The sequence below is a fragment of the Brevundimonas sp. DS20 genome (assembly GCF_001310255.1).
GTDB lineage: Bacteria > Pseudomonadota > Alphaproteobacteria > Caulobacterales > Caulobacteraceae > Brevundimonas > Brevundimonas aurantiaca.
In genome coordinates this window covers 2,672,331-2,696,056 of record NZ_CP012897.1, presented here as the reverse complement: position 1 = coordinate 2,696,056, position 23,726 = coordinate 2,672,331, and the positions used below count along the sequence as shown (strand labels likewise).

Sequence of the window (23,726 nt, the reverse complement as noted above, 5' to 3'; positions counted from 1 at the left end):
GGCGGACGCTCCGCCCTTTGGCAAGCGCGCGCCGGCTTGCTAGAGAACCCTCCCCCCGAGGCGTTTCCTTCGGGCGCGCTTCAAGGACGTCATGGACAGTATCGCCATTCAGGGCGGCGCTCAGCTCTTCGGGGAGATCCCCGTCAGCGGCGCCAAGAATTCCGCCATCAAGCTGATGGCCGCCTCGATCCTGACGGATCAACCCCTGCTGCTGACCAATATGCCGCGGCTGGCCGACACCCGCTTCTTGGGTCAGTTGCTGCGCCAGTTCGGCATTGAGGCGACCGAGCGTGACGGCGCCGACGGGCAGGAGAGCCTGTTCCACGCCAAGACCCTGACATCGACCTTCGCCCCCTATGATCTGGTGCGGCAGATGCGGGCCTCCTTCAATGTGCTGGGGCCGCTCTTGGCCCGGACCGGCGAGGCCAAGGTGTCCCTGCCCGGCGGCTGCACCATCGGCGCCCGCCCGGTGGATCTGCATCTTCAGGCGCTCACGGCCCTGGGCGCTGAGATCGAGCTGGAGGAAGGCTATGTGACCGCCAAGGCGCCGTCCGGCCTGAAGGGCGCCGAGATCGAGTTTCCGTTCGTCTCCGTCGGGGCGACCGAACACGCCCTGCTGGCCGCCGTCCTGGCCCAGGGCACGACCGTGCTGCGTCGCGCCGCGCGTGAACCCGAGATCGGCGATCTGGCGCGCTGTCTGACCGCCATGGGCGCCAAGATCGAGGGGATCGACACCGACGTCCTGACCATCACCGGCGTCTCGTCCCTGACCGGGACGACCTGGTCGGTGATTCCCGACCGTATCGAAATGGGCTCCTACGCCGTCGCCGCCGCCATGGCCGGGGGCGAGGTCCGGTTGACCAAGGCCAGGGCTGATCTGATCGGCGCCCTGACCGACAAGATGATCGAGGCCGGAGTCGAGGTGTCGCCGACGGAAGACGGCGTTCTGATCAAGCGCGATCCCAAGGTCCGGTTGAAGGCGGTCGATGTCGAGACGGCGATCTATCCGGGCTTCGCCACCGATCTGCAGGCCCAGTTCATGGCCCTGATGACCACGGCAGAGGGCGTCAGCACGGTGCGGGAGACGATCTTTGAGAACCGCTTCATGCATGTGCCGGAACTGGCGCGGCTGGGCGCCGACATCTCCGTCCATGCGGGCGAGGCCCGTGTGCACGGCGTCGAGGCGCTGCACGGCGCCCAGGTCATGGCCACCGATCTGCGCGCCTCGATGTGCCTGATCATCGCCGGCCTGGTCGCCGAAGGCGAAACGACCGTCGGTCGCGTCTATCATCTGGATCGCGGGTTCGAGCGTTTGGAACAAAAGCTCGGCGCCTGCGGCGCAGAGATTCGGCGGATCAAGGGTCACAGCGAAGGGATGGAGTGATGACAGCGGAGATCGACGGCGCCCTGTCCGAAGCCAAGACGGCGGTCGAACCGCTGCGTCTGCTGGCCGAGGACGCCGACGATCTGCAGATCATCTCGGCCGCCCTTCAGGACGCCATACTCCGGCCGATCGACATCGTCTGGGAAAAGGGCGCGCGCACCCTGACCATCGCCTTCAGCCGCTTCTGTTGGGAATGCGGCGGAACCCGCGTCATGTCCGCCATGCAGTTCGGCGATGTCATGGGGGTAAAGAGCCGGCGGTTGCCGCGCAACCCGGACGCCTCGCTGGAACTGCTGGCGCTCGACTTCATCCCGACCGAGGCGCCGAGCGGTCGGGTCATACTGATGTTCGCCGGGGGCGGTGATCTGAGAATCGACGTCGAATGCCTGGACGCCGTCGTCACTGACATATCCGAGCGCTGGCCGGCCCGAATGGCGCCGACACATTTGGACGACGCAGGGCTGGACGAAGGGAAGACGGTATGAGCGCCCCCCACAAGCTGGCGTCCGTCGAGCTGGACGCCGCCACCCTGCCGGCGGCGACGGCCGAGATCGAGCACGAGCGGCGCGTCGCCATCTTCGATCTGGTCGAACGAAACAGTTTCGAACCCGTCGGCGCAGAGGGCGGGTCCTACCGGCTGAAGCTGTCGCTTCAGGACAATCGTCTGGTGTTCGACGTCACGGGCGAGGCCTTCGCCCGCACCTACGCCATCAGCCTGACGCCGCTGAAGGGCGTCATCAAAGACTATCTACTGATCTGCGACAGCTATTATGAAGCCCTGCGCGGCTCCTCGCCCAGCCAGATCGAATCTGTCGATATGGGTCGAAGGGGACTGCATAACGAAGGGGCGGAACAGCTGATGAACCGCCTGGAAGGCAAGATCGCAGTCGACCAGGAGACGGCGCGAAGGTTGTTCACCCTGCTGTGCGCCCTCTACCGTCGCGGCTGACCTCGACTATCTTGCCGTTTTGAGGCATTAGGCCCCTCCATTCCGCCCCTCGCGCCCGCCCGGCGTGGGGCTGAACGCATATCAACCGGGCGCGAGAGGCCGCATGGCTAAGGAAGAACTGCTCGAGTTTCCCGGCACCGTCAGCGAACTGCTGCCGAACGCCACCTTCCGCGTGACGCTCGAGAACGACCACGAGATCATCGCCCACACCGCCGGCAAGATGCGCAAGAATCGTATCCGCGTGCTGGCGGGCGACAAGGTTCTGGTGGAAATGACCCCCTACGACCTGACAAAGGGTCGCATCACCTACCGCTTCAAATAAGGAGCGGCGTCGTTTTCGTGTCGGAAGGGCGTCTGGAGCTTGTGCTGGCCTCGTCCAGCCCACGCCGCATCGAATTGCTGGCGCAGGTGGGAATCAAGCCGGATCACATCGACCCTGCCGATATCGACGAAACCCCGCTGAAGGGGGAGACGCCGCCGCGTCTGGCCGAGCGGCTGGCGACCTCCAAGGCCCAGGTGGTCGCTTCGCGTCGCCCCCAGGCCGTCGTTCTGGCCGCCGACACGGTGGTCGCGGTCGGTCGTCGGTTTCTTGAAAAGGCGGCGGACGAGGCCGAGGCCGCACGTTTCCTCAAACTGCTGTCCGGGCGCAACCATCGCGTCTTCACAGGGGTGGCGGTGGTGCGCGACGGCAGGACGGCCGTGCGGGTCAATGAGACCCGCGTCACCTTCAAACCGCTGTCCGATCATGAGATCGCGACCTATGTCGCGACGGGCGACTGGCGCGGCAAGGCCGGCGGCTACGGCATCCAGGGCCCGGCCGGCGCCTTCGTTCAGCGGATCGTCGGCAGCCATCCCTCGGTCATGGGGCTGCCCCTGTACGAAGCCGTCCAACTGTTGCACGGCGTCGGCTGGCGCGCATGAGCGGCGCGGTCGAGGTCTTCCTCGACGACACGCCTGGCGAAATCCGCGGCGTGGCGTCCCGGAACGGCCGCTACACCCATCTGATCATCCATCGCGACGACGACGTCGCTCAGTGCCGTTTGGGCGCGCTGGCCGTAGGCCGTGTGACCGACGTCATTCCAGGCCTTCGCGGCGCCTTCATGGACCTGGGCGCCGGCCCGCCGGCCTTCCTGCCGCTGAATCGGAAGGATCGCGTCGATCAGGGCGAGCGGTTGGAGGTGGTGGTGATCGCCGAACCCCGCGCCGGCAAGGGGCCGGTCGTGCGTCGTCTGGGGCCGGGGGAGGGCGCGCCGCGTCTGCTGCAAGCCGCGCCCGGCGTGGCGGAACGTCTCCAGGCCCTGGCTCCGAATAGTCCCTTGATCGAGGGCGTCGCCGCCATCGACGCCGCGGTGGAAGCGGAGGAAGAGGCCTTAGCCGCCCGGTGGGGCAGCGCGGCCCATGGCGTCGATCTCGCCTTGGAAAGGACGCGCGCCCTGGTGGCCGTCGACATCGACTATGCGCCCAGTCCCGGTCGAGACGCGCGGCAGGGGCGGGCGGCCGCCAACCGAGAGGGGCTCCATCAGGCCGCGCGGCTGATCGGTCTCAGACAGTGGGGCGGGCTGGTGGTCATCGACCTGGTTGGGGACGGGCAGGACGCGGAGGCTCAAGCCCGCATCGCCCGCGCCGCCTTTTCCCATGAACCGCAGGCTGTCTTCGGCCCGATCAGCCGGTTCGGCCTGCTGCAGATGTCGCTGCCCTGGCGCATGACGCCGGTCGAGGAACGACTGTTCGACGGCGGCGGACCGTCGGTCGCCACGCGCGCCCTGGCCCTGGTTCGGGCGCTGCGTCGGCGGCTGCTGAGCGAAACGACGACGCCGAGGCTGAGCGTCCGCTGCGCGCCCGAGGAAGCCGCCTTGGCCGCGCCCCTGATCGCCCGGCTGGGGCCGAGGGCCGGCCTGCGGTCCGACGACGCACTGCCGCCCGGCCGGGGCCATATAGAAGAAGGCTGAACCATGAGCGCCTGTCCCATTTGCCGAAAGGCCGAGGCCGATCCCAAATATCGGCCCTTCTGCTCGCGCCGCTGTTCAGAGGTGGATCTGCAACGCTGGTTCAGTGGGGCTTACGTCATTCCGGTTCCCTTGGAAGAGGGGCTGAAGGAGGATGACGAAAAGGACTGAAACGGCGCTGGACAGTGCGAAAAGTGTCGCCTATAGACCCGCCTCTCGCGACGCCGCGTCGGCGCCTGGATAGCTCAGTTGGTAGAGCAGCGGATTGAAAATCCGCGTGTCGGTGGTTCGAATCCGCCTCCAGGCACCATTTTCCCTTTGGGGCTCCCAGACTTCATATCTTTTCCCGGCAAGCGCCTTCATGCGTGCGATCATCGCGTGCAATCGGCGACTCGTGGGGCGGATGACCTACGGAAGGCTGCTGAAAGAGTTAAAAACTGCGCGGAGGCGCGTTTTCGAACAAGCTTCCCCTAATCTACAGATTAGCATCACAAAAATGTCGTGCTGCGCCATTCTGGGCGCGACAAAAGGGCGAGATTCTCATGAACCTTCTCCCCAAGGGCGAAATCCGGCTGTTGTCCCTTGACGCTCCGGTAAGGGTTCGTCAAAGGGGTTGGGACGCCCTCCCATTAAGGCGTCAAACGGATTCTAGGAGGCGTGTTCTCCCGCGGTTCGAACATCGGAGGCAGTACGGGCGACCGCATATGTCTCCATCCAAGAATTCAGCGGCCGGCGATCCCGCAGGGACATGGCCTCTGAAGGAAACATTTCAGGTTGGGGGGCGGCCCTTTGACACGGCCGCACCTTTGGTTCCACGAGTCAGACCAAGCAGGAACTGGCGAACTATGCTGAACAGCAAAAAGACGAACATCCTTCTCGCCGCGGCCGGCGCGGCCGTCCTGATGGCGAGCTCGCCGGTTCTGGCCCAGGCCCCGGCCGAGCCGACCCCGGCCGCCGCGCCCGCCGAAGCCCCGACGGCCATGGCTCCGGCCGCCGATGCGGCCAACCCCTCAACCGTCGGCGAATCCGTCGGCGGCGGTCATTCGGGCGGCATCACCCCGATCTCCATGTTCATGGAAGCCACGATCATCGTTAAGGTCGTGATGATCGGCCTGCTGCTGGCCTCGATCCTGTCGTGGACCCTGCTGCTCATCAAGCTGTTCGAGTTCGGCGCCCTGAACCGCAAGACCGACAACTTCCTGGAAAACTTCCGCGGCGCCCGCACCATCGCGGACATGCGCGCCGTCGCCACCCAGGAAGAATATGACGGCAACCCGCTGGCCGACATGGCCGCCGCCGCCACCGACGAAATCGAAATGTCGCGTCAAGCCGGCCTTTCGGTCACCGGCGACCACCTGGACAACGCCATGGGCCGCGCCACCGCCGCCGTCGCCGCCGTTCAGTCGGGCCTGGCCAAGCGCCTGTCGGGCGGTCAGCAGTTCCTGGCCTCGGTCGGTTCGACCGGTCCGTTCGTCGGTCTGTTCGGCACCGTTTACGGCATCATGAACTCCTTCATCGGCATCGCGGAATCCAACACGACCAACCTGGCCGTCGTTGCTCCGGGTATCGCCGAGGCCCTGCTGGCCACCGGTATCGGCCTGTTCGCCGCTATCCCGGCCGTGGTCTTCTATAACTACTTCAACACCCGCATCGCCGCCTACGGCACCCGCGCCGACGGTTTCGCCGCTGAGCTGCTGAACGGCATCTCGCGTCAACTCGACAAGGGGGCGTAAGACGGATGGCCGCCAAGATTAAATCAGGCGGCGGCGGCAGCCAGGTCGAGGCCAACAGCGATATCAACGTCACGCCTTTCGTTGATATCATGCTCGTCCTGCTCATCATCTTCATGGTTGCGGCTCCGCTCGCATCCGTGTCGGTGCCGGTAGAGTTGCCGATCGCCGTCGCCAAGGCGGCCCCGAACCCGCCCAAGCCGGTCTATATTTCGATCCAGAACGACGGCGACGTCTTTGTGGGCGACTTCCAGACCAGCATCGGAACGCTGGGAGAAGATCTGACGAAACAGATCGGCTCCCGGAACCCGGCCGATGAGCGGATCTTCATTCGGGCTGACCAAAACACCCGCTACGGCGACTTCATGCAGGTCATGAACGCCTTGCAGGATAACGGCTTCTACAGCGTTGCACTGGTCGGCGAAGACCAGGCGACGAGCTAGATGGCGGAGATAGTATGACAGACGTCACTTATCATCGCAGTCGTTACGACGTACCCAAGGCCAAGGGCTTCATGGGGGTTTCCTACCCCGTGCTGATCGTGTGCCTGCTGATCGTCACCCTCCTGTTCGCCCTGCTGATCTTCTTCCTTCAGCAGTCGAAGTTTAAGCTCAAGGAGTTCAACTACGTCGACGAGTCCGTCGAGGTCGAGTTGGTCGAGCCGGTCCCGCCGCCTCCGCCGCCTCCGCCGCCGCCGCCTCCGCCGACGGACACGCCTCCGCCGCCGAAGCTTCAGGTTCGCGTGCCTGCGCCCGTCCCGAACATCGTTCCGCCTCCGCCGGTGAACATCACGCCGACGAAGAAGGAAGATCGGGTCGAGTACACCGGTCCGCCCGTCGTCGTTCCCGGCCCGCCGCCGCCTCCGGCTCCGCCGGCGCCGGTTCGGCCTTCGACGATCACCAGTGTCAGCTGGTCGCGGCAGCCTCGTCCTGAATTCCCCGCCCGAGCCCAAGAGCGTGGGATTGAGGAAGGCACGGTCGTGTTGCTGTGCTCGGTTCAAGCCAACGGGTCGGCCACGAACTGCAGCATCGTTTCCGAAACGCCTGCTGGCGCGGGCTTCGGTCGTGAAGCCCTGTCTTCAATGCGGTCGGCGAGATTTTCGCCGGGCACAGTTGACGGGGTTGCCCAAGGCGGCCAAGCGCGCTTCACGGTTCGCTTCCGCCTTCAGTAAGCTGGCCAGCCAGAACCAGACGCCCCGGAGAGCCATCTCCGGGGCGTTTTCTTTTGTCCCGCGTCGCCACGAAATCGCATCAAGCCGCTTGATCCCCTGTCGCAGGACCGGTAGAGAACGCGCCTCGCGATGCGCGGGCCGCCTTAGCTCAGTTGGTTAGAGCGCCGGTTTGTGGAACCGGAGGTCCTCAGTTCAAGCCTGAGAGGCGGTACCATCGCAGAGGCCGGGCGGGCTTGATGCCCCGGCCTGTAGCTCCCATCTCCTGATCGTCGGCCTCCATTTTCCGTTTTTGGGCCGATCCCCCACATCGACAGGAGAGCGCAGATGAAGACGCGCAAACTGGGTCCAAGCGGACCCGAAGTCTCGGCCATCGGCCTGGGCTGTATGGGCATGAGCGCCTTCTACGGCGGCGCCGACGAGGCCCAGTCCACCGCCGTCATCCACCGGGCCCTGGACCTGGGCGTGACCCTGTTCGATACGGCCGAGATGTATGGGCCCCATACGAACGAGATCCTCCTCGGCAAGGCGCTGAAGGATCGGCGCAACCAAGCCTTTATCGCCACCAAGTTCGGCATCAATTACAACGCGGACCGGTCGAAGCTGATGGTGGACGGCAGCCCCGCCAACGTCCGCCGGGCCATTGAGGGCAGTCTCCAGCGGCTGGGCGTCGATCACGTCGATCTCTACTATCTCCACCGGGTCGATCCCGACACGCCGATCGAAGAGACGGTCGGAGCGATGGCGGAGCTGGTGACCGAGGGCAAGGTCCGTTTCCTGGGGCTGTCAGAGGCGTCGCCTGAGACCCTGCGCAAGGCCCACGCCACCCATCCGATCACGGCGCTTCAGACGGAGTATTCGTTGTGGAGCCGCGAGCCCGAAGACGAGCTGTTCGCCGTCACGCGCGAGCTGGGGATCGGTTTCGTGCCCTACAGCCCGCTGGGCCGGGGCTTCTTGTCCGGCGAGATCAGGTCGGTGGACGATCTGGCCCCCGACGACTTCCGCCGCACCAATCCGCGCTTCATGGGCGAGAATTTCCAGAAGAACCTGGATCTGGTCGAGGCGGTGAAGGCGATCGCGGCCGACAGGGGCGTCACGGCCGCCCAACTGGCCCTGGCCTGGGTCCTGGCTCAGGGGGACGATCTGATCCCCATTCCCGGCACCCGCCGCGTCGCGACCCTGGAGCAGAACGTCGCCGCCGTGGACCTGGCGCTGACGCCCCAGGATCTGGCGCGAATCGACGCCGTCTTCCCCAAGGGAGCGGCGGTGGGCCATCGCTACGCCGAGGCGGCGCGGGCGGCCCTGAACCGCTGAGGTTCTGGCTCTGAACGCCATGAAAAGGCCCGGCCGGAGCGATCCGGCCGGGCCTTTGCTGTTCTGCGCCGAAGAGGATTACTGGATGCGGGTCCAGGTCTGGGTCTTGCACAGGGGAGCGACGACACAGCCACGCAGGTTCAGGCTGTTGTCCCCGTTCATGGTGATGGTGCCGCGATAGGTGCGGCCGTCAGCCGGATTATAGACGGAGCCGTTGCGCCATTCCGTGGGGCCGCCGGTAAAGCCCGAAAGCATGGGCAGATTGCGCAGGGTCCGGCCCCGCAGGCTGGCGTCGCGATTGTGCTCGTCGCGCACATTGGGGTCGGCGCGGATGTGGTTCGACGTCACCAGCGTCCCGCACAGGGCCTGGCCGCAGCGGCTGATCCGCACCTGGCCGCCATTGGTGGGGGTCTGCCACAGGCCAGTCGGATCGCCGGCCAGGGCGGGGGAGGCGAGGGCGGTCGCCAGGGCGGCGGCGGCCAGCATGATCTTGGTCTTCATCGTCGTTTCCTATGTTCGGGTCGGCGACGCCGCCCGTTGGGCGCAAGGTGATCCCGGTTTTGGATCAAAACAAGGCTCTGCCGATCACCTTATCGCCAACAAAAACCGGACCTTAGGGAAGCTTTCGGCGGCTGGAGCAGCGGGCGTTCCGCGCGCGGACCGGCTAAGCCCCCACCTATCCCCCGATCAGAGCCAGCCACTCGTCCTCGGTCAGCACCCGAACCCCGTGCTTTTCGGCGTCCTTGAGCTTGGACCCGGCGCCGGGGCCGGCGACCAGGTAGTCGGTCTTTTTCGAGACGGAACCTGAAACCTTGGCGCCCAGGCTTTCGGCGCGGGCCTTGGCTTCGTCGCGGGTGAAGCGTTCCAGGGCGCCGGTGAAGACGACGGTCTTTCCCGCGACCGGGGTGTCGGACTTGGGCCGTTCGGCGTCGAGGATCTGGGTCAGTTCGGCTTCGAGCGCGGCGACGACCTGAAGATTGTGCGGCTCGTGGAAGAAGTGGGCCAGGGCCAGGGCCGCGACGGGGCCGACGCCGGTGACGCCGGCGATCTGGTTCAGGATTTCGGACGGGGCTTCCTCACGCGCCACGCGGGCCAGTTCGACCAGGCCGGACCAGTCCTGAACCATCGTCGCCAGCGAGCGGCGGGCCGGGGCGGCCATGCCGGGGAAGGCCTGACTGATCTTCATGTCCATCGTCGCCTCGGGCCAGGGATCGACGGCGGGGGGCGTCGCCTCGGCCATCAGGGTCAGGACGCGGGGCGATATGGCGTGGGCGGAGGCGAGCGTGGTCCAGGCGTCGGACGGCACACCCGAGGCGGCCTGGACGCAGGCGGCCTTCAGCGCGGACCAGCTTTCGAAGGCCCGAGCCAGGACGATGGAGGTCTGTTCGCCGATGTCGCGTATGCCCAGGCCGAACAGGAACCGGTCCAGCGCAATGACGCGCCGGGCGTCGATGCCGGCGACCAGGTTGCGGATGCTGGTCTCGCCATAGCCATCTTCGCGCTCCAATTCCTTCAGCCGGTCCGCATCGCGCGCCAGGCGGAAGATGTCGGCGGGCTCCTTGATCCAGCCGCGGGCGTGGAAGGCGACCAGCTGTTTCTCGCCCAGGCCTTCGATGTCGAAGGCGCGGCGGCTGACGAAATGCTTCAGCCGCTCGACGATCTGGGCGTCGCAGATCAGGCCGCCGGTGCAGCGGCGCTTGACCTCGTCGCCCTCCCGCACGGCCTCCGAGCCGCAGACCGGGCATTTGTCGGGGAAGACATAGGGGACGGCGTCGGCGGGCCGCAGGTCCGGGACCACGCCCAGAATCTGAGGAATGACGTCGCCGGCGCGTTGCAGGCGGACGGTGTCGCCGACGCGGACATCCAGACGTTCGATCTCGTCTTCATTGTGCAGGGTGGCGTTCCTGACCACGACCCCGCCGACGGTGACGGGGTGGAGCCGGGCCACGGGGGTCAGGGAGCCGGTGCGGCCGACCTGGATGTCGATCCCCTCCAGCACCGTGGTCGCCTGTTGCGCCGGGAATTTGTGGGCGATGGCCCAGCGGGGGCTTCTGGCGACGAAGCCCAGGCGACGTTGCCAGTCGATGCGGTCGACCTTGTAGACCACGCCGTCGATGTCATAGCCCAGGGTCGCGCGGTCGCGTTCCAGTTCGCGATAGACGGCGATCAGGCCCTCGGCGCCCTCGACCCGGCGCGAGCGGGCGTTGACGGGAAAGCCCCAGGCCTTGAGCTTTTGCAGGGCCTCCCACTGGGTCTCGGCGAAATCGCTGGAGTGTTCGCCCCAGGCGTAGGCGAAGAAGTTCAGCGGCCTTTTGCCCGTGATCCGGGCGTCCTTCTGGCGAAGGGAGCCCGCAGCGAAGTTGCGGGGGTTGGCGTAGGTGCGGCGGCCCTCGGCCTCGGCGGCGGCGTTGAAGGCGGCGAAGGCGTCATTGGGGGCGTAAACCTCGCCCCGGATCTCGATCCGGTCGGGCCAGTCGTCGCCGGCCAGGGCCTGTTTCACATCGGCGATGGTGTTCAGATTGGCGGTCACGTCCTCGCCCGTGCGCCCGTCGCCGCGCGTGGCGCCGAGGGTCAGCCGGCCGTCCACATAGAGGAGGTTGGCGGACAGGCCGTCGATCTTGGGCTCGGCGACGAAGGCGATGGGTTCGTCGGCCGGCAGTTTCAGGAAGCGGGCGATGCGGGCGACGAAGTCGCGCACCTCCCCCTCGTCGAAGGCGTTGTCCAGCGACAGCATGGGGACGCCGTGGCGCACCTCGGCGAACTGGCTGGAGGCGACGGCGCCGACCTTGTTCGACGGGGAGTCGGGGCGGACCAGATCGGGAAAGGCGGCCTCGACCGCCAGATTCCGGGCGCGCAGGGCGTCGTAGTCCGCGTCGGAAATCTCGGGCGTCGCTTCATTATAGAGGGCGTCGTGGCGAGCCATTTCGGCGGCCAGCCAGGCCAACTCCTCAGCCGCCGTCTCGGCGGTCAGGTCTTCGACGGGCGGAAAGGCGGGAATCGCGCTGGACATGTCGAACTCCCTATCATCTGTTTCAAAGCATGCGCAGCGTCAGGTTCATCCCGTCAACGCGGCTGACGGCGCCGCAGCGCCGCGCTAAGTTGCCTTATCGACCCCGTGGAGCCGCCCATGCCGACCGTCCGTTCTTTCGTCAGCGCCCTCATGACGGCGGGCCTCGCGCTTGGGGCGGCCGGCTGTGTCACGCCGACCGCGACGCCGGCCGGCCAGCCGGTCGCCCCGCTCGCCTCCGTCTATGATCAGCTGTTGGCGGACGTGCGGATCCTGTCGTCGGACGAGATGGAGGGGCGCGACACCGGCTCGACTGGCGGAGAGCGGGCCAGGGCCTATCTCGTGTCGCGGCTGGAGGCCCTGGACGTGGCGCCGGCGCCGTTCGGGCGGCTGCAGCCGTTCGAAGCCATGGGCGACTCGCCCAACGGGCCGACGACCTATCGCGGCGTCAATATTCTGGGGCTGATCCCCGGCCGCCGGGTCAGCGACCGCTATATCGTCGTGTCGGCCCACTATGATCACGTCGGCGTCCACGGCGGTCGAATCTACAACGGCGCCGACGACAACGCCTCCGGCGTCGCCACCGCCCTGGAGCTGGCCAAGCGGCTGAAGGCCGAGGCGCCGGAGCACAGCGTTCTGCTCGTCTTCTTCGACGGGGAAGAGCGCGGGCTTCTGGGGGCGAAAGAGCTCGTCAAGGCCCCCCCCATGCCCCTGTCCGCCGTCGCCCTGAACCTGAACTTCGACATGACGGCGCGGGCCGAGACCGATGGGCGGCTATGGGTCACGGGGACCTATCAGAATCCGAGTCTACGCCCGATCCTGGAGCCGATCGCCCCGGTAGGGCCGGTCCGCCTCGCCTTCGGCAAGGACACGCCGCAGGACGAGGGAGAGGACAATTGGGTGGACGCCTCCGATCACGCCCCCTTCCATGAGGCCGGGGTTCCCTTCCTCTATATGGGCGTCGATTATCACCCCGACTATCATCGCCCCAGCGACGACTTCGAGCGGATCAAGCCGGAGGTCTTCGCCGCCTCGACCGAACTGGCCATCGCCGGATTCCGGGCTCTGGACCGGTCGTTGGATCGCTGATGCGGCGCCTGGGCGGGATTCTTCTCTGTATTGCAGCCCTGGCGGCGTGCGAAGGCCGGGAGGGCGGAGTGCGTCGGGGGACGGAGACCGCAGAGCGGGCGCCGGTTGAGGCGGCCTTCCGTCACCATCTGAGCGGCGACGTCTCGGGCCAGTATCGGCCGGTTGGGGGCGGGGCTGCACCGGGGGAGTTGGCCGGGCTGTTCGTCGGCCAGATCGCGGCTTTTGAAGCGTGGGAGCGGGGATCGCGGGCGGGCGCGCCTTTGATCCTGACCCTCGCCGGCTCGGACGGCTCGCCGCCGGTGTCGCTGCAGGCCTATGAGATCACGGACGATAGGCTGCGGATGACGGGAACCGCTGCGCGCGGAGAGGCGGTGCGTCTGGATCTGCGGATCGACCAGGGCGCCCTGGCGACCGCCAGACGCAATCTGGGCGACCAGACGCCGGTTATGAGCGGGGCCGTTCAGGTGGGCGATCGCCGGTTCCCCGTCAGCCTGACGTGGTGGAACGGCGACTGATCAACCGAGGGCCCGCGCCGCCAGCCAGGCCGCGCCGGCGATCGTCAGCCAGATGAAGGCGCCGACGGCGCCAGCCAAGATGATCGACCCGCGTCGCCGCCCTGGGTCGGCGGCGCGCCGGTCTTGCGCGGGACGTGGAGGTCCGGATTTTATTTCGGGATCGCGCGACACGTTGCAACCTAAGATAGATTTCCAGATTGGGTCAAGGCCAGACCGAATAAGGCGCGCCGCCGCAGGGCCTTGGACGAGAGCCAGTGATCCGAAGGCAGATCGTTTGTCGTAAAATGGATCGCAATCCGCAGCAAAAGCTCCGCTGAAGCTTCACGCAACAGCGCATGCGCCTTCACACAGCATCCCTAATGACTCCACTCGGGCAGGAGGGGCGATCACGTCTTTGCGGCCGGGCATGGGCTCGGGCGCCCCCTGTCATAGCTCTTTGACCAGACACGGTGGACTGACGATGACCGGCCTTCAGATGAAAACCCTGCTCGTGACGGCGGCCAGCGCCCTCGCGCTCGCCGCCTGCGGCTCGGCGGAAGTGGCTTCGCCCGGCGAAGGCAACTTCGGCAACGGCGGCAACAACGGCGGCAACAACGGTGGCGGCAACACGCCGGCCCCCGGCACGCCCGCTGCGGATTGCCCGACCGGCCTGGCCAATGTCGGCACCATCGCCAACGGCTCGCTGCGCGTTTGCCAACTGCCGCAGCAGATTCTGGGCAACCTCAGCCTGGCCGTCCGCGCCGGCACCATCTATTCGATCAGCGGCCGCACCGAGGTGGGCACCGACCGCGGCATCGATCCCGCCTCGACCACGGGCACGCAGGGCATCCTGACCATCGAACCGGGCGTCAAGATCTTCGCCTCCAGCGGCGGTGACTATCTGCTGGTCAACCGCGGCTCACAAATCTACGCCGAGGGCACCTCCACCAAGCCGATCATCTTCACCAGCCGCCAGGACGTCGAGGGCACGGCCACGGCGACCTCGCAAGGTCAGTGGGGCGGGATCGTCCTGGCCGGCCGCGCGCCCCAGGCCAACTGCCAGCTGACGGCGCCGGTCACCTGCACCGGCCAGGTCGAGGGCACCAACGCCTTCTACGGCGGCAATACGGCGACCGACAACTCTGGCCGTCTGCGCTACGTTCAGATCAAATATTCCGGCTTTGAAATCTCGACCGGCAACGAGCTCCAGGCCCTGACCCTGGCCGGCGTCGGCTCGGGCACGACCCTGGAATATATCCAGTCGTACAACAGCTCGGACGACGGCATCGAGATCTTCGGCGGCAATGCCAACCTGAAGCACATCGTCATCAACGGCGCCGACGACGACGGTCTGGACACCGACACCGGCTGGCGCGGCGGCGCCCAGTTCGGCATCGTGACCCAGCGCGCGCCGAACTCGACCAGCCGGTCGGCCGGCTTTGAATTCTCTTCGGCGCCCAAAACCACTGCCTATGCGGCGCGTTATTTGTCGCAACCCAAGATCGCCAACTGGACTTTAGTCGGCCGCAACGCCGCCAGTGACGTCCACACGGTCATGCACTTCGACACCGGCACCCAGCCGACGCTCATGAACATCGTCGCCACCTCGACGACAGGTTCGGTCGCCGGCTGCTTCGATATTGAGGATGCCGACACCCAGACCAGCTTCGACGGCAATGCCTCGCCTTCGCTGCGCTCGATCTACATGTCCTGCTCGGTCTCTTATCGTCCGGCCAACGTCGCCCGCTCGACGGCGGTGTTCACCAACGCCCGCAACACCAATGTGACGGCGGCGGGAACTTCGACCCTGACGGCCCCGGCTTCCGGCACGACCATCGCCAACCAGAACCTGGCCTTCATCAACGGCGCCAACGAAAACGCCGTGACGGCGATCGATCCGAAGACGGTCTACAGCTTCTTCGACAGCGTGAACTACATCGGCGCTGTGCGGAACGCCCAGGACACCTGGTGGCAGGGTTGGACCTGCGGCCTGACGGCCGGCTCTCCCTGCTGATCACGACGGCGCCGGCGGCGGCCTTTGAAAGGTCGCCGCCGGTTCTTCGCGTTTCCTGACCCCTTCAAGGCGCAGACCATGAATAGACTTACTCTGACCCTGAGCGGGGTCCTTCTCGCCACCAGCGCGCTGATCGCGCCTGGTCTGGCGTTCGCCCAGACGGCTCCGACCACGCAGACCCCGGCCGAGCAGGTCGAGGAACAGGCGACCGACGTCGGCGAAATCGTCGTCCTGGGTCGCTACATTCCCGAGCCCAACCGTGAAAGCTCCGAAGTCGCCGCCTTCCTGACCTCGGAAGACCTGGAACGCACCGGCGACAGCAACGCCGCCGCCGCCCTGACCCGCGTCACCGGCCTGTCGATCGTCGAGGGCCGGTTCATCTACGTCCGCGGCCTGGGCGAGCGCTATTCGTCGGCCCTGCTGAACGGTTCGCCCCTGCCCAGCCCCGAGCCGCTGCAACGGGTCGTGCCCCTGGACCTGTTCCCCTCCAGCATTCTGGACGGGGTGACGGTCCAGAAGACCTATTCGCCCAACTTCCCCGGCGAGTTCGGCGGCGGTGTGATCGATCTGCACACCATCGACGCCCCGAACGAGCCCTTCTTCAACATGAAGCTGTCGCTGGGCGGCAACACGGAAACGACCGGCAAGGAGAGCCTGATCTATTACGGGTCGCGCACCGACTTCACCGGCTTCGACGACGACACCCGCGACGTCCCTGGCGCCATCCGCATCGCCTTCGACCAAGGCAAGCAGATCAACACCGCCAACTTCTCGGCCGCCCAGCTTCAGGTCATGGGGCAGTCGTTGGAGAACGCCCCGCTGCGCCTGCTGCAACGCGAGAAGACCCCGATCGACGGCGGCGTCGAGCTGGCCGGCGGGTTCTCGCAGGACACCGGCCTGGGGACGCTGGGCCTTATCGCGGTCGCCGGCTACGACAACAGCTGGCGTGCACGCCGGGGAGTTCAGCAGGAAGGTCAGTTCCAGGGGGACGCCCTGGAGGTCGCTTCCTCCAGTGACGTCGAATCGAATCAGAACGACATCCGGTTGAACCTGCTCGGCGGCCTGTCGCTGAAGACGATCGATCATGAGCTGAAGTGGACCAACCTGTACGTTCGCAACACCACCAAGGAAGCCCGTTCGGTCGCCGGCCCGGACTTCGACGCTGGTAAAAGCATCATACGCAACGACTATACGGAATGGTTCGTGCGCCAGCTGTTCACCAGCCAACTGGCCGGCGAACACCAGTTCATGGACGGCGCACTGGAGATCGACTGGCGGGCCGCCTACGCCAAGACGTCGCGGGACGCGCCTTATGAAACGCGGTTCCAATACGGCGTGGACGCCGCCGGCGACTACATCCACAACGTCCAGGGCAATCTGATCTCGTTCAGCGAACTGGACGACGACATCGTCTCGGGCGGCGTGGATGTGGCCTACACCCTGCCGCTGTCCTCGATCCGCGAGGCGATCATCAGCGCCGGCGTGGCCTCGTTCGACAACAATCGCGAAGCCGCCCGCCACGATCTGCAGTTCGAAGCCGTCAACGGACTGACCGACAGTCAGCGTCACGCGCGGGTCGATTATCTGTTCTCGGACTACAACATCAATCCGAACACGCTGCAGCTGCGTGAAATCGCCGGCAGCAACGGCGCCAGCGCCTATGACGCCGAGCTTCAGGTCAATGCGGCCTATGCGATGATTGATGCGGAGATCATCCCGCTGGTTCGCACGACGGTAGGCGTCCGCTTCGAGGACGGCCAACAGAGCGTCACCCCGCGCGACGTTTTCGGCGGCGCCTCGACCTATAAGGCCACCGAAATCGAGGAACAGTATTGGCTGCCCTCCTTCACGGCCACGTGGAACTTCGCTGAGGATCAGCAACTGCGGTTCGGCGCGTCCAAGACGATCGGTCGCCCGCAGTTCCGCGAACTGGCCCCCCAGGCCTATACCGATCCGGAAAGCGACCGCATCTTCATCGGCAACCCCTACCTGGTGGACACCGAACTGCTGAACCTCGACGCGCGGTATGAATGGTACTTTGCCCGCCAGCAGTTCATCACGGCCGGCGTCTTCTACAAGGACATGGACAAGCCGGTTGAATCCGTCATCGTCGACGTCGGCAACCAGCGCCAGCAGTCCTTCCTGAACGCGCCCAAGGCGACCATCATGGGCGCCGAGGTCGAGGTGAAGAAGTATTTCGAGTTCCCCGACCAGCCCATGGCCTTCATCGCCAACAAGCGTTGGTTGGTCCAGGCCAATTACACCTACTCCGACTCTGAGGTGAAGGTGAGCTCGGGCGATACGGTGCTGACCCTGGGCGGCGCCGGTACGCCGGAACAGGCTTCCTTCTTCATTCAGGACGGCAGCCGTCTGCAAGGCCAGTCGGATCACGTCGCCAATCTGCAACTGGGTTGGGAAGACGATACGGCCCGGTCGCAGGCGACGATCATCCTCAACTATGTCAGCGATCGCATCACCGCCCGCGGCGCCGGCATCGGTTCGAGCCGCGAACCGGACTTCATCCAGGAGCCGGGCGTCTTCCTCGACTTCGTGTATCGCAAGGACTTCACCGTCATGGACCGCGACATCGGCTTCGCCCTGGAACTGCGGAACCTGCTGGGAACCGACTTCGACGAGTACCAGGAGCGGGGCGCCAAGATCCGGGTCAACAACTATGACCTGGGTCAGAGCGCCTCGGTGAGCCTGACCGCGCGCTTCTGATCTGTCAGAACCGCAAGCCATCGACGGCCGGGAGGCGAACGCCTCCCGGCCGTTTCGATCTAAATGTCCGTACACAGTGGAACTGTCACGAGAAGTTATCCGCGTCTTCACACTTCGGTGAGGCCCGCATACGGACGATTGTTCTACACGCCATTCGCGGCCGTCGGGGGCCGGCACGGGCTTGGCGTCGTGATTGCTGACATCCGCAACCTCAGCCTCTCCGCCGCCCTGGACAGGGGGCGTCGTCTGCCGCTGCGCCGCCTCGTGGAACTCCTTCTGATCGCCCTGCTGCTGGTGCAGGCCGGCCGTCTGATCTGGCTGTTCGCCGCGCCCAGGCCCCAGGCTGAGGCGCCGGCCGCCGCCGCCGCGGCTAGGCCTGTCGACGTCAGCATACTGTCGCGGTTTGACGCCTTCTTCCGCACCGGAGGGCAGGGGGCCCTGGCCGGCGCCTCGGGCGCGGAGGCCAGTCAGATGCGTCTGTTCGGCGTCCGCGCGGGCGGCGTGGGCGGCGGCTCGGCCATCATAGGCCTGGCTGACGGGCGTCAGATTTCCGTCGGCGTCGGAGAGGAGGTCGAGCCCGGACTGGTGTTGCAGTCTGTCGCTCCCGACTTCGTGACCCTGGCGCGGGGCCAGTCCCTGACCCGGTTGGAGTTTACGGATGCGCCTGCCGGGGCCGCGTCGCCCCCGCCGCCGCCCTCGACCCCCCAGATCGTGACCCCGCCCGCCGCTTCCCCCGCCTCGAACGCGGCCGCAGCCGCAGTCGTCAATCCCCAACGCCTGATCGCTCAGGCCGCTTTGCGCCCAAGGCTGCAGGGGCTGGGCGTCAAAGGCCTGACCGTCTCGTCCGCCGGAGACGGGTCGGAGCTTCGCAGCGCGGGTCTTCAGGCGGGCGACGTCATTCTGTCGGTCAACGGCGTGGCCCTGAACAGCCCTCAAGCGGTCGGCGCCCTGAGAAGTCAGCTGGCCGACGCTTCCTCTGCCGAAATCCAGTATGAGCGCGGGGGGCAGACCCGCACCACCACCATAAGGACGCGACCATGACCGTCTCTCTGCGCCACCGGCTGATGCGCTCCGGCGTCGGGGCGCTGGCCCTGGTTCTGGCTTTTCAGGCGCCGGTCGCGGCCTCGCCGGTCCTGGCCCAGGAGGCGCGCCAGACCCTGAACGTCCAGGGCGCCGACATTCGCGCCTTCATCCAGGACGTGGCCCGCACCACCGGCCGCACCTTCATCGTCGACCCGGCCGTGACCGGTACGGTGACGGTGACCAGTGAGCGCCCGCTGGGTCGGGCCCAACTGTTTGAAGTCTTTTTGTCCACCCTGCGGGCCAACGGCCTGGTGGTGACGCCGACCCAGTCAGGCGCCTATCGGATTAGTCCCGCCCAGGGCGCGGCCCAGGGACCGTCCACCGTCGGGGCCGAGCGGTTCTCGACCGAGGTCTTCCAACTGCGCAACATTGACGCGGCCTCGGCTGCGGAGACTATTCGGCCCCTGGTCGGGGCTCAGGGCCAGGTTCTGGCCAATCCGGGCGCCAACAGCGTGGTGGTGGCCGATTTCTCGGACAATCTGGCGCGCATCCGCTCGCTGATCGGCCGGATCGACGTGGATCGGTCCAGCTATGAGGTGGTCGCCCTGGAGAACGCCTCCGCGCGCGAGATCGCCGGGGTGCTGCAACAGGTGATGGCCGCGCCCGGGGGCGGGCAGGGCATGGTGACGGTCACGCCGGTCGAAAGCTCCAACTCCATCGTCCTGCGCGGCGACGGCCAGGCCCTGGCGCGGGTGCGCGGCCTGATCCATGACCTGGACGGCCGGTCGAGGGCGAACCAGGATGTGAACGTCGTTTTCCTGGAACACGCCAACGCCGAGCAGCTTCTGCCGGTGTTGCAACAGGTGGTGGGCCAGCCCGTGACGGCCTCCAACAGCACGAGCCAGGGCTTGCGCACCGCCGCGACCGGATCGACGACCAGCGCCTCCAGCGGCCTGTCGCGCGCCGCCGCCAGCTTGGGGAGCGGAGACGCCGAGGGCGGCGCCATCGGCTCGTCCTCCGTCACCGCCACCGGCCAGCGCGCCACCATCGCCCGCTTCCCCGGCGCCAACGCCCTGGTGATTTCCGGGCCGGCCGACATGCAGCGCACCTTGGCCGACGTCATCCGTCGCCTGGACGTGCGCCGCCAGCAGGTGCTGATCGAGGCCATTGTGGTCGAGCTGAGCGACAACGCCGTGCGCGAACTGGGCGTCCAGTGGCTGTACGGCGGTGAGAACGGCGTCGGCCTGACCAACTATACTGACAACGCCACCCCGCTGGTGAAAATGGCCGGCGGCGCCTATGCGGGGCAGCTGGACGAGGACGATCCTCTGCGCGAACAGCTGCAGACCCTGGCCTTGAACAGTCTGGTGGGCGCCAACGGCTTCGTCGGCGGCGGCGGGTTCGAGGTCGGAGACGGCCTGTTCGGCTTCATCATCAATGCGGCCAAGACCGACAAGGGCTCCAACCTGCTCCAGACCCCGTCCATCATGACGCTGGACAACGAAGAGGCCACCTTCCTGGTCGGACAGGAGGTGCCGATCACCACGGGCCAGACCCTGCTGGACGGAAACTCCAACCCCTTCACCACCACCGACCGCAAGGACATCGGGGTGCGGTTGACAGTCAAACCTCAGATCAACGCCGGGGGCTCCATCACCCTGACGCTGCGTCAGGAGGTGTCGGCCATCAATGGCGGCCTGACCAGCAGCACGACGGATTTGGTGTTCGACAAGCGCGAGCTGCAGACGACCCTTGTCGTCGATGACGGCGACATTGCGGTGGCCGGGGGGCTGCTGGACCAGAACGACATCATTCAGGCGGACAAGATCCCCGGTCTGGGCGACCTGCCGGGAGTCGGGGCCCTGTTCCGCTCGAACAGCCGTCAGCGCGGCCGAACCAATCTGATGGTGTTCCTGCGCCCCACCATCATCCGCACCCGCGAAGAGGCCCAAGGGTTGGCTGCCGACCGTTGGGGCTATATCCGCGACCAGCAGCAGGCGGTTCAGCCGGATCGCGAGCCCAGCCTGGACGCTCTGGTGCGGGACTATATGCGGACCCAGGCTCCGGCCGCCCCGGCGACGGGCGAGCCGATGGTGATCGCGCCCACCGGCGTGACCGCGCCTGTGGCCCCGGTCGAGGCCGCGCCCCTGCCGTCGGCGGGATATTGACGCCATGATCACCTTGGTCGGCCCAAGCCTGCCCTACGGCTTCGCCAAACGGCACGGCGTCCTGCTGCTGGACGCCGGCGATGTGGCGCGGGTGGGTCTGCGCGAGGGCGCCGACCCCAAGGGACTGATCGAGGCGCGGCGGGTGCTGGGTCGGCCGCTGGCGGTTGAGCCCCTGAGCCAAGCCGCCTTCGACCGGCAGCTGTCCGAGATCTATGCGGGCGATCATCTGGCGGCGGCGGACGGCGAGGATCTGGACATGCCCGCCGGCCTGGACAGTCTGATCGACGACATCCCGGCGGCCGCCGACCTCCTGGACACGGCCGACGACGCCCCGGTGATCCGACTGATCAACGGGATCATCGCCGAAGCGGTGCGGACCGGCGCCTCGGACATCCATCTGGAAACCTATGAGAGCGCGCTCCTGGTTCGGATGCGGATCGACGGGGTGCTGCGCGAGGCCCTGAGCCTGAATCCGCGCATCGCGCCGCTTCTGGTCTCGCGGATCAAGGTCATGGCGCGGCTGGACATCGCCGAGAAGCGGGTGCCCCAGGACGGGCGCATCCCCCTGGCCCTGGGCGGCAAGACACTGGACGTGCGGGTCTCGACCCTGCCGTCGCGCGGCGGCGAGCGGGTGGTTATGCGGATCCTGGACAAGGATCAGGCGGGTCTTACCCTGGACCGCCTGGGCATGGCGCCCGACGCCCTGGCCGCCTTCCGCGCGGCCCTGGCCGAGCCGAACGGCATCATCCTGGTCACCGGGCCGACGGGTTCGGGCAAGACCACCAGCCTGTATGCGGGCCTGGCCCTGTTGAACGACCAGACGCGCAACATACTGACGGTCGAAGACCCGGTCGAATACGCCATCGACGGTGTCGGCCAGACCCAGGTCAACACCAAGGTCGGCATGACCTTCGCTGCGGGCCTGCGGGCCATTCTGCGCCAGGACCCGGACGTGGTCATGGTGGGCGAAATCCGCGACGTCGAAACCGCCGCCATCGCTGTCCAGGCCGCCCTGACCGGCCATCTGGTCCTGTCCACCGTCCACACCAACGACGCGGCGGGGGCGGTGACGCGTCTGCGCGACATGGGGGTGGAGCCCTTCCTCCTGGCCTCGACCCTGCGGTTGATCGTGGCCCAGCGACTGGTGCGACGCCTGTGCGACCATTGCCGCACGCCCGAGGTCGCCGACAAGAAGACCGCCAAGCTGATCGGCGCCAAGGCCGGGGTCACGGTCTGGCGCCCGCAGGGGTGCAGCCACTGCGGCGGCTCCGGCTATGTCGGTCGGATCGGCCTTTATGAGGTGATGAAGGTCGGCAACCGCCTGCGTCGCCTGATCGCCGCCGAGGCGGACGAGGACGCTCTGGTCGCTGCCGCCTTTGATGGGGCGGGAACCCTGGGGCATAGGGCGCGGGCCCTGGTGCTTGAGGGAGTCACCTCGGTGGAGGAGGCGGTGCGCGTGGCCCGCCAGGAAACGGCGTCCGACCCGGCGGAGGCGGCCTGATGGCGGGCTTCGACTATGTCGCCGTCGATGCGGTCGGCCGGACCGTGTCCGGCGCCCTGACCGCTGCGGACGAGACGGCGGCGAGGGGACAGTTGAGCCGCCGCGGCTTGATGGCGCTGGAGCTGACGCCGGCTCGTGTCGGCTCGCGGGGCGAACGGCCCCTACAGGGCGGCGCCGGCGTCCGTCTGGGGGCGAAGACCCTGGCCCTGACCACCCGTCAGCTGGCGACGCTGATTTCCGTTTCTCCGGTCGAGGAGGCGCTTCGGACGCTGGCGCTTCAGGCGGATCGGCCGGCCGTGCGCCGCGTGCTGGAAGGCGTTCATGCCGGGGTGATGGAGGGGCGGCGGTTGTCCGACGCCATGTCGGTGCAGGGCCGCGCCTTTCCGCCGCTCTACCGGGCCATGGTCTCGGCCGGCGAACAGTCCGGCGCGCTGCAACCCATTCTGGAACGGCTGGCTGACGGGCTGGAACGCGACCAGCAGGTGCGGGGCAAGGTGATCACGGCGATCGTCTATCCCGCCGTCCTGGCCGTGGTGGCGCTGGGCGTCATCGCGGTGCTGATGACCTTCGTGGTGCCCAAGGTGGTCGATCAGTTCGAAAGCATGAACCAGACCCTGCCGCTGCTGACCCGGATGGTGATCGGCCTGTCGGCGCTGATGCGGAACTGGGGCTGGATGCTGATCCTGATCCTGGCGGCCCTGATCGGCGGGGGCGTGGCCGCGCGGCGCCATCCTGCGACCCGTCTGCGCATGGATGAGGCGATGTTGAGATTGCCGGTCATCGGCCGGCTGACGCGCGACCTGCACGGCGCGCGCATGGCGCGGACCTTGTCGACCATGATTCAGGCCGGCCTGCCCGTGCTGGAGGGGCTGACGATCACTGCTCGCACGGTGTCGAACCGGGCCCTGAGACGCGCGACGGAGACCATGGCCGAGGCCGTGCGCGAGGGCGGGGGCCTCTCGGCCGCCATGCGCCGCGCCGACGTCTTCCCGCCGCTGCTGGTCTATATGACCGCTTCGGGCGAGAGCAGCGGCCGGCTGGAGCCCATGCTGGAGCGCGCCGCCGACTATCTGGAGCGCGAGTTCGCCACCTTCACCGCAGTGATGCTGAGCCTGCTGGAGCCGGCCATCATCGTCGTCATGGGCGGGGTGGTCGCCCTGATCGTCCTGTCGATCCTGCTGCCCATTCTTCAGATCAACACCCTGGCGATGGGGTGAG

The 23,726-nt window shown here is 67.0% G+C and carries 21 protein-coding genes and 2 tRNA genes; 21 read left to right on the top strand and 2 right to left on the bottom strand.

Annotated elements, in window-relative coordinates; translation table 11 throughout:
- Positions 1-91 precede the first annotated feature (91 nt).
- The 13 genes from murA (at position 92) to JL11_RS13170 (ending at position 8,491) form a co-directional block, all read left to right on the top strand.
- Positions 92-1,384 (top strand): UDP-N-acetylglucosamine 1-carboxyvinyltransferase, encoded by a 1,293-nt coding sequence (gene murA / locus JL11_RS13225; protein WP_054766062.1) that lies wholly within the window; start codon positions 92-94, stop codon positions 1,382-1,384.
- Positions 1,384-1,869, top strand: coding sequence for a DUF2948 family protein (locus JL11_RS13220; RefSeq protein WP_054766061.1), 486 nt, complete (start codon positions 1,384-1,386; stop codon positions 1,867-1,869). Before murA ends, JL11_RS13220 begins: the two co-directional genes overlap by 1 nt.
- On the top strand, positions 1,866-2,333 hold the full coding sequence (locus JL11_RS13215; protein WP_054766060.1) for a UPF0262 family protein: 468 nt from the start codon (positions 1,866-1,868) through the stop codon (positions 2,331-2,333). Before JL11_RS13220 ends, JL11_RS13215 begins: the two co-directional genes overlap by 4 nt.
- Positions 2,334-2,436: 103 nt before the next feature.
- Positions 2,437-2,655, top strand: coding sequence for a translation initiation factor IF-1 (gene infA, locus JL11_RS13210; RefSeq protein WP_008261544.1), 219 nt, complete (start codon positions 2,437-2,439; stop codon positions 2,653-2,655).
- A 17-nt stretch (positions 2,656-2,672) separates the two neighbouring features.
- Entirely contained in the window at positions 2,673-3,254 is a 582-nt protein-coding gene (locus JL11_RS13205; protein WP_054766059.1) for a Maf family protein, read from the top strand.
- A complete protein-coding gene (locus JL11_RS13200) occupies positions 3,251-4,282 on the top strand; it encodes a ribonuclease E/G (protein ID WP_054766058.1) in 1,032 nt (343 codons plus the stop codon). Before JL11_RS13205 ends, JL11_RS13200 begins: the two co-directional genes overlap by 4 nt.
- 3 nt (positions 4,283-4,285) lie before the next feature.
- Positions 4,286-4,450, top strand: a complete 165-nt coding sequence (locus tag JL11_RS17280) for a DNA gyrase inhibitor YacG (RefSeq protein ID WP_082382714.1) — start codon at positions 4,286-4,288, stop codon at positions 4,448-4,450.
- A gap of 63 nt (positions 4,451-4,513) precedes the next feature.
- A tRNA-Phe gene (locus JL11_RS13195) sits at positions 4,514-4,589 on the top strand.
- Between the two features lie 535 nt (positions 4,590-5,124).
- Positions 5,125-6,012 carry a tonB-system energizer ExbB gene (gene exbB / locus JL11_RS13190; RefSeq protein WP_054766057.1) on the top strand — a complete coding sequence of 296 codons (888 nt, stop codon included), beginning with the start codon at positions 5,125-5,127 and terminating at the stop codon, positions 6,010-6,012.
- 5 nt (positions 6,013-6,017) lie between these two features.
- Positions 6,018-6,452: a biopolymer transporter ExbD gene (locus tag JL11_RS13185; protein WP_054766056.1), complete on the top strand. Its 435-nt coding sequence runs from the start codon at positions 6,018-6,020 to the stop codon at positions 6,450-6,452.
- A 98-nt stretch (positions 6,453-6,550) separates the two neighbouring features.
- Positions 6,551-7,180 (top strand): energy transducer TonB, encoded by a 630-nt coding sequence (locus tag JL11_RS18145; RefSeq protein WP_261338991.1) that lies wholly within the window; start codon positions 6,551-6,553, stop codon positions 7,178-7,180.
- Positions 7,181-7,317: 137 nt separating this feature from the next.
- Positions 7,318-7,394 (top strand) — tRNA-His (locus tag JL11_RS13175).
- Between the two features lie 110 nt (positions 7,395-7,504).
- Positions 7,505-8,491, top strand: coding sequence for an aldo/keto reductase (locus JL11_RS13170; RefSeq protein ID WP_054766054.1), 987 nt, complete (start codon positions 7,505-7,507; stop codon positions 8,489-8,491).
- 78 nt (positions 8,492-8,569) lie between these two features.
- Here JL11_RS13170 and JL11_RS13165 read toward each other — a convergent pair whose 3' ends face one another.
- Positions 8,570-8,992 carry a DUF2147 domain-containing protein gene (locus JL11_RS13165; protein ID WP_054766053.1) on the bottom strand — a complete coding sequence of 141 codons (423 nt, stop codon included), beginning with the start codon at positions 8,990-8,992 and terminating at the stop codon, positions 8,570-8,572.
- Positions 8,993-9,167: 175 nt separating this feature from the next.
- Entirely contained in the window at positions 9,168-11,501 is a 2,334-nt protein-coding gene (ligA, locus tag JL11_RS13160) for an NAD-dependent DNA ligase LigA (RefSeq protein WP_054766052.1), read from the bottom strand.
- A 117-nt stretch (positions 11,502-11,618) separates the two neighbouring features.
- Between ligA and JL11_RS13155 the strand changes: the two genes are divergently transcribed.
- From JL11_RS13155 to gspF, 8 genes are all read left to right on the top strand, one after another.
- The gene (locus tag JL11_RS13155; protein ID WP_054766051.1) at positions 11,619-12,587 is read left to right on the top strand and encodes a M20/M25/M40 family metallo-hydrolase; all 969 of its coding nucleotides are present in this window, start codon (positions 11,619-11,621) and stop codon (positions 12,585-12,587) included.
- On the top strand, positions 12,587-13,102 hold the full coding sequence (locus JL11_RS13150; protein WP_054766050.1) for a hypothetical protein: 516 nt from the start codon (positions 12,587-12,589) through the stop codon (positions 13,100-13,102). Before JL11_RS13155 ends, JL11_RS13150 begins: the two co-directional genes overlap by 1 nt.
- A gap of 475 nt (positions 13,103-13,577) precedes the next feature.
- Complete coding sequence (locus JL11_RS13145; RefSeq protein WP_227975963.1) at positions 13,578-15,095, top strand: hypothetical protein; 1,518 nt, start codon at positions 13,578-13,580, stop codon at positions 15,093-15,095.
- 78 nt (positions 15,096-15,173) lie between these two features.
- Positions 15,174-17,816: a TonB-dependent receptor domain-containing protein gene (locus JL11_RS13140; protein WP_054766980.1), complete on the top strand. Its 2,643-nt coding sequence runs from the start codon at positions 15,174-15,176 to the stop codon at positions 17,814-17,816.
- A 189-nt stretch (positions 17,817-18,005) separates the two neighbouring features.
- Positions 18,006-18,857, top strand: a complete 852-nt coding sequence (locus JL11_RS13135; RefSeq protein WP_054766979.1) for a type II secretion system protein N — start codon at positions 18,006-18,008, stop codon at positions 18,855-18,857.
- The gene (gene gspD / locus JL11_RS13130; RefSeq protein ID WP_054766048.1) at positions 18,854-21,007 is read left to right on the top strand and encodes a type II secretion system secretin GspD; all 2,154 of its coding nucleotides are present in this window, start codon (positions 18,854-18,856) and stop codon (positions 21,005-21,007) included. Before JL11_RS13135 ends, gspD begins: the two co-directional genes overlap by 4 nt.
- A 4-nt stretch (positions 21,008-21,011) precedes the next feature.
- Complete coding sequence (gspE, locus tag JL11_RS13125; RefSeq protein ID WP_054766047.1) at positions 21,012-22,508, top strand: type II secretion system ATPase GspE; 1,497 nt, start codon at positions 21,012-21,014, stop codon at positions 22,506-22,508.
- Entirely contained in the window at positions 22,508-23,725 is a 1,218-nt protein-coding gene (gene gspF, locus JL11_RS13120; protein WP_054766046.1) for a type II secretion system inner membrane protein GspF, read from the top strand. The genes gspE and gspF overlap by 1 nt, the downstream gene beginning before the upstream one ends.
- Position 23,726 lies beyond the last annotated feature (1 nt).